We start from the raw sequence: 5,858 nt of genomic DNA on the forward strand, positions 1-5,858 counted from the left end.
ACCAATGACCAATGACCAATGACCAATGACCAATGACCAATGACCAATGACCAATGACCAATGACCAATGACCAATGACCAATGACCAATGACCTATCCCCCATCCACAGAGGTTCACGATGCGTCAGACCCTAAAATTAGCTCCCCCGGGTCAACCCAACGGTGTTGCTAACAAAGCAACACCGATCGCTGCTTCTCCACCTTGGGAGGAAGTAGTCGGTGTGAATGCACCGACCCCGGCACAGTTGGATAACATCAAAACTCAGTTAGATTTAGTCTTGCTGGCCCTGGAATGCTTGGCAGACATTGGTTCCGAAGCCATTCTGCGAACGGCACAGGAGTTGGGACTCGAATCGGTGGTGGCCGATCGCGTCTCATTGTGGCGACTGCGCCAGTCAAATCCGCTACGCAAGAGTCAGGGGGGTCGCAAAAAGCTGGATGTGGACGAAGCGCGATCGCTGGTGATGATTATTTGTCACCTGGCTAAAACCCACCACGAATTAATCCGGCGTGGCGTGGCCCTGCTCGAACAGCTAACGGAACAAAACCGACCCCCTCATCAAGCCTCTATGTTAGGCGACTTCATTGATACCTTTTGCAACACCTACCAAGAACGCATGGAAGATGGAGACACCACCTCTGCGGACTTGCTGACTCACTTAGCGCTCAAACTGCTGATTGACTTACTCTTCTACAGCGGTCCTAACGGTCATCGGCGGCTGTGGTTGGCTTTGCTCGATCGCTCAGTCAGTCGTTAACAATTCCTTTAGCACTATACCCCCTCAAAATTTTCTCATGCCATCGTTCAATTCTGTTTTGCGAAGGTACACGCCCCCCACTTGCACCCTAGAGATTGTGGCAAAAAGCTCCCCTCTCTCCAAGTGGATGGGCAAACCTGTCCTCAAACAATTGCGGTTTCAACTCAGTTTTGATGCGCCGCAATTGCCCCAGGAACAACAAGTTACCATTCGCGGCGACGCCCGAGCACTGGATGCCTTATCTGATGCCGTCACGAATTATGTCCAGGACTTTGTGCAGCAGTCGCCCCAACGCCTCAATGCCACTTATTTCGCTTCCGAAGCTGACGCCACCTCTACCCCGTCGGAAGTCCAAACGGAGATTACAGAACCCACCACTCGCTTGCAATCTCCTCACCCGACCCTAGAGGAAAAACCGATCGCGGGTTTCCCCTCTCCCCCACCAGATCAAGCGTCCTGGAATTCTCAAACCCTTGTACCCCTTCTGGGCATTTATTTAAAACCTCGGGGGTTACTGGCGCATGAGTTGCATTTCGGTGAACTCGCCACTTCAGAATCGGGTCCCTTGGTGAATTTGGGCACATTACAATTATTTGACCTAGCCACGGCCCTAGATTCTGCGGCAGCGGATTTGCTGGCTTTACCGAACTTAGGCGGAGTCGCCGGATTGTCCAAGACTCCCCCTTGGCTGGCGATCGCAGCAATGGCCCTCTTTACCGTCGGCGTCAGTGCCTCCCTGTTCAAACTGCTCAATCCCGCTACAGAAGTGGATACGCCCACGGTGGCTCAAAGCCCAGCGGAACCCTTCCCTGAGCAGAATGTAACCCCCGTTCCTCCTCCAATCGTCTCCCCGCAGACGGTTCCCCCTGGGGCAAATCCTGCCCCAAATGGCGTCCAAACTCCCCCGACTGGTCAACAGCCTTCCGCTTTACCCCCCACTGCCCCAACATCGCCTCCGGTGCCTCCAGTAGCGCCTCCGGTGGGTGAGACGACTCCTCCGCTTGGACCCCAAGCGGCACCGACGAGTCCTCCACCGGAAGCACCTCCCGTGGCATCGACAACTCGACCCATACCTGAAGCGAGGCAGAGTCCCTTGCAGGTGCCACAGACTGCATCAGGACCCCAGCGCCCCCAAGTGGAGTTGGAAATTACTCCAGACGATTCGGACCCGATTCCCCCCATGCGTCCGATGCCCTCCCTCGCCGATGACCCCATCCCAGAACCCCCAGATTGGGATGCCCTGATGGGACAGATGGGAAATTCTACCTCTGCACCAGAACCGAGTTTCACACCCCGGCCCACGACACCGGAACGGGTCACGACTCCGGCACCAATGCAGCCCGATTCTCTTCCACAGACGGGGCCAGAACGCAATCCTGCACCGGCCCCAGCCCCAGCAGCGCCTAATCTGGGAGCCCTGGATGATGCACCGCCTCCTCTGCCCAATGTCCGCCTGGATTCGTCGGCAAGGGTCCCGGAAGTAGCCGATGAGAGTCTGGTATCCGAGGCAGAAGGGATGGATGCGATCGCCCTGAAAGCCCCGCCTACTGAGTTACCCGAGTCAGAATGGAGTGCTGGGGATGTTGCCCCAGAAACTGCCGCCCGGACTCAATCTATCTTTGAGGACCCGCCCCAACTCGCAGAAGCCAAGAATTATTTCCAAGAAAGTTGGCAACCCCCCCAAGGGTTTAAGGACAAGTTGGAATATGTCCTCACCCTCAATCCCGATGGTTCGATTCAGCAAATCGTCCCTCTGGGGATAGCCTCGGGAACCCACATCGATATTAGTGGTGTGCCATTACAAGGGACCCCATTTGTCTCGCCCTTACCCGAGGCCCAGTCTCTGCAAATTCGCGTCGTCCTCGAACCCGATGGTCGAGTCTTGACTTTTGCCCAATAATTTGATATAATTGAGGGTTATTTTAAAATAGGGAGATTGACCTCATTCGGGTCAGCCTCCCTATTTTTTTTGGCAATGGGAAAATTGATACAAAACTTTACATACATTTAATTTGCATTTTTTAAACAAAATTTTCCTCGTGAGGGGGCTTCAGCCGCGTCACACATTCTGGAGGCTCTGCCTCCTTACAAGAGTAGGTTTTTCACGTTTATGGTGATTCTCCGGTCCCCGGACCTTGGCAAGGTCCGGGTTAGGGTGGGGTTCTCGTGACGTGGCGATCGCCTGAGTTACGCACTCACAGTCGGCGATCGCTCCTGTATGGAGGCTCGTCCAACCTCTTTCTACGCGCAAGTGCGATCGCGATCGCGCGTGGACCCTCCACCCACCCATTCTTCGTGAGGCGCGAGTGCGCTTGCGCGTAGACCCCACCCTAACCCGGACCTTGCCAAGGTCCGGGGACCGGAAGTAAAAAACCTCCTGTTGTAAGGGGTTTGGTCCCCAAACCCTCTTTCCCCCAGATGTAGGGGTTTGGTCTCCAAACCCTCCATATTTATGCAAACTAAATGTACTAAAAATCCAAAACTGAAAATTCTTTCAAAAAAACTAGGGGGTGAGGGGTGACACCCCCCATTCATCGTGTTATATTAAATTCTGTAGATGCACCCTGATGGCAAGCGCCCAAGCTTTTGGGCGTTTTTTTTTGTCTAAAATTGGGAAGGGGTGAGGGTTAAGGGGAAGATTGATAGAGGCGATCGCCCCTAGGGTGACACCAAACCGGATAAAATCGGGAAACCTCTGAATTAACCCCTGGTTTTATCCCCCCACGATTTATGATTGCCATTGAAGAAGTCGTGAATGCGCTCGATCGCCAAGACTATCGAGAAGCGGCAAAATTACTCAAAGCTCTGCGTGAAGAGTCACCCCAGAATCCTTGGGTGGGGTTTTATGTGGGGCGATATTATGAAGAAACCGGGAAACTGGATCAGGCAGAGAAAGCGTATAGACGGGTATTGCGAGAGGTAACCAATGCCAAGATTGTTTCTCAGGCGCGGCAGGGGTTAAAGCGCATCGAAACCCAACCTAAAGAACGAGTTAGAGAGGCGATCGCCCAAGTCAAAAGTGATCCATCCCAGCTTAAACCGGGGTTGCTGGTGATTGAACCGATTGATGTGGCACAAAGAAGCGAACTGGTGGTCAAGTTTGCGCGGATTATGCAGCTACAACCTTATAACGCCAAACTGTTGCTACCGACGAGAACCTGGCGGATGTATCGAACCGGGGCGATCGGGGAATTGCGAGTCTTTGTTTCGGAACTGCGACAAGCGGGAATCCATTGTTTTTGTGCCACCCTAGAGGAAATCAATCAAGTGCGGGTGTTCCGCATCAGTCATTTTGAAGCGATTACTCCCCAGGCTGTGGTAATTTGTAAAGACGAAGGCGATCGCGTGGGTCAATTAGCCTTTAATTGGTCCGAAGTCAGCCAACAAGTCGAAAGCAACCTGCCCATTTTCAAACAAGTTGCCGTCGAAAACCATCGCCGCACCGAAGTCACTTATAAACAAGAAATGCACGAATATATCGGCATGAGAGACTTGCATATACCCGGCAGAGGCTGCATCCTGCGTCTGTGTGAAGAACATTATGAATTTCACAAAGGATTTGCCTTCATTCCTGGACAAGAAAACCCGGGAAACGCGAAAAAATATAGCATTGACAGCATGAGTATGCACTTAAAATGGCAAACCCTGAGCAAAGTCCTCAAACAACAGCTTTCAGAAGTCCCCACTTGGTCCGACTTTACCCCCTTCGCCGAAACCACAATTGCCGAAGTCGATATGCTTGAGCGCATCCCCTCTCACATTCATCTATTCAGAGTGCAACCGAGTGTTTGGGACCCGGCTTTTCATTTGTATAGCAGCCTAGTGTTTCTCAAACCCTATTTGTAAGCGAACGAGAGATTTAGTTCCCCGGCACCGGAAACCTAACAAGGGTAGGGTTTTTACGCTCATAGTGATTTGCTTTTCCATGAACTGCATCTCCGGTCCCCTCCCCTTAGCAAGGGGAGGGTTAGGGTGGGGTTCTTGTGACGTGCGATCGCACGCCCCGAAGAAATAGGTAGGACTAGCCTCCATACAGGCGTGATCGCTCGAAAGAGTGCATAACTCAGGCGATCGCTACGTCAAGAGGACCCCACCCTAACCCTCCCATTGCCAAGGGGAGGGGACCGGAAGTGCTGTTAATCTGAGTTAAATCACCATGAGCGTAAAAAACTACCTTTGTTAGGGACCAGAAACCGGGTTTTTGGTCTAGATTTGTTGCAGCACAAGCTAACATTTTCTGAAAAACCCGGTTTCTAACCCATGCTATACCCCTGGACTAAAAACGGGGTAACCGAATGACTGGGTGGCAGGACCGCATCAATCTGCTTATGATAGAGTAATTAGTCAACCCTACCTCGGCAGGAATCATCATGTTAGCCACCACCCCCACTTATCGGATCACCTGGGAAAAGTTGCCCGATGATTTTGTGCTGCCTGATGACCCAGTGGATAATATCAATCAACCGACTCTTGCTGCTGCCTTAACCGAAAGTTTGGAGTTAGCGGGAAAACTCCCAGAAACGGCCCTCACCCCCACCAACTACGGCATTTGTGCGACCCTCAATGGCAAATTCGTAGTCAAAGCACCCGATTGGGCTTATATTCCCCATATTACCGTTGACCGTTCCGAAGTCATTCGCAGTTATACCCCCCGACTGCAAGGAGAAATTCCCGCCATCGTTCTGGAGTTTTTATCAGAAACGGAAGGGGATGAATATTCCATCAAAGAAACCTATCCCCCGGGGAAATTCTTGTACTACGAGCAGATTTTGCAAGTTCCCAGCTATGGCATTTTTGACCTAGAAACGGGGACATTAGAACTGTATCGTTTAGGGGAAAACAAGCGCTATAAACTAGAATCTGCAAATGAAGAAGGCCGGTTTTGGCTACCCGAAATGCAGTTATTCTTGGGAGTATGGCAAGGAAAACGAGAAAATCGTGCCGGATACTGGCTACGCTGGTGGGATGAAGCGGGGAATTTACTCTTGTGGAGGACAGAACGGGTCGAACAGGAACAGCACCGCACGGAACAGGAACGCCAACGGGCTGAACAGGAACGCCAACGGGCTGAACAGGAATCCCAACGGGCTGAACAGGAAT

Annotated in this window: 5 protein-coding genes; 4 read left to right on the forward strand and 1 reads right to left on the reverse strand. The window is 52.0% G+C overall.

All coding sequences use genetic code 11. The annotated features are described in order from the left end of the window. Nucleotides 1-119: 119 nt before the first annotated feature. Nucleotides 120-758 (forward strand): DUF3038 domain-containing protein, encoded by a 639-nt coding sequence (locus J0895_RS16935; RefSeq protein ID WP_242541377.1) that lies wholly within the window; start codon nucleotides 120-122, stop codon nucleotides 756-758. A gap of 37 nt (nucleotides 759-795) precedes the next feature. After that, entirely contained in the window at nucleotides 796-2,658 is a 1,863-nt protein-coding gene (locus J0895_RS16940) for a DUF4335 domain-containing protein (RefSeq protein ID WP_242541378.1), read from the forward strand. 159 nt (nucleotides 2,659-2,817) lie between these two features. Here J0895_RS16940 and J0895_RS16945 read toward each other — a convergent pair whose 3' ends face one another. After that, nucleotides 2,818-3,048, reverse strand: coding sequence for a hypothetical protein (locus tag J0895_RS16945; RefSeq protein ID WP_207089218.1), 231 nt, complete (start codon nucleotides 3,046-3,048; stop codon nucleotides 2,818-2,820). Between the two features lie 440 nt (nucleotides 3,049-3,488). On the opposite strand from J0895_RS16945, the gene J0895_RS16950 reads away from it, so the two are divergent. Both J0895_RS16950 and J0895_RS16955 read left to right on the forward strand, forming a co-directional pair. Beyond that, entirely contained in the window at nucleotides 3,489-4,604 is a 1,116-nt protein-coding gene (locus tag J0895_RS16950; RefSeq protein WP_207089219.1) for a tetratricopeptide repeat protein, read from the forward strand. A gap of 524 nt (nucleotides 4,605-5,128) precedes the next feature. Further along, nucleotides 5,129-5,858, forward strand: a 730-nt coding sequence (locus J0895_RS16955) for a Uma2 family endonuclease (RefSeq protein WP_207089220.1), incomplete at its 3' end; no start/stop codon positions are given.

Origin of the sequence: Phormidium pseudopriestleyi FRX01, from assembly GCF_017313335.1 — a bacterium.
Lineage (GTDB): Bacteria > Cyanobacteriota > Cyanobacteriia > Cyanobacteriales > Laspinemataceae > Laspinema > Laspinema pseudopriestleyi.

Excerpts from the sequence above, each read along its gene's own strand:
- J0895_RS16940 (WP_242541378.1), top strand. The coding sequence starts at position 796 with ATGCCATCGTTCAATTCTGTTTTGCGAAGGTACACGCCCCCCACTTGC.
- J0895_RS16950 (WP_207089219.1), top strand. The coding sequence starts at position 3,489 with ATGATTGCCATTGAAGAAGTCGTGAATGCGCTCGATCGCCAAGACTAT.
- J0895_RS16935 (WP_242541377.1), top strand. The coding sequence starts at position 120 with ATGCGTCAGACCCTAAAATTAGCTCCCCCGGGTCAACCCAACGGTGTT.
- J0895_RS16945 (WP_207089218.1), bottom strand. The coding sequence starts at position 3,048 with ATGGGTGGGTGGAGGGTCCACGCGCGATCGCGATCGCACTTGCGCGTA.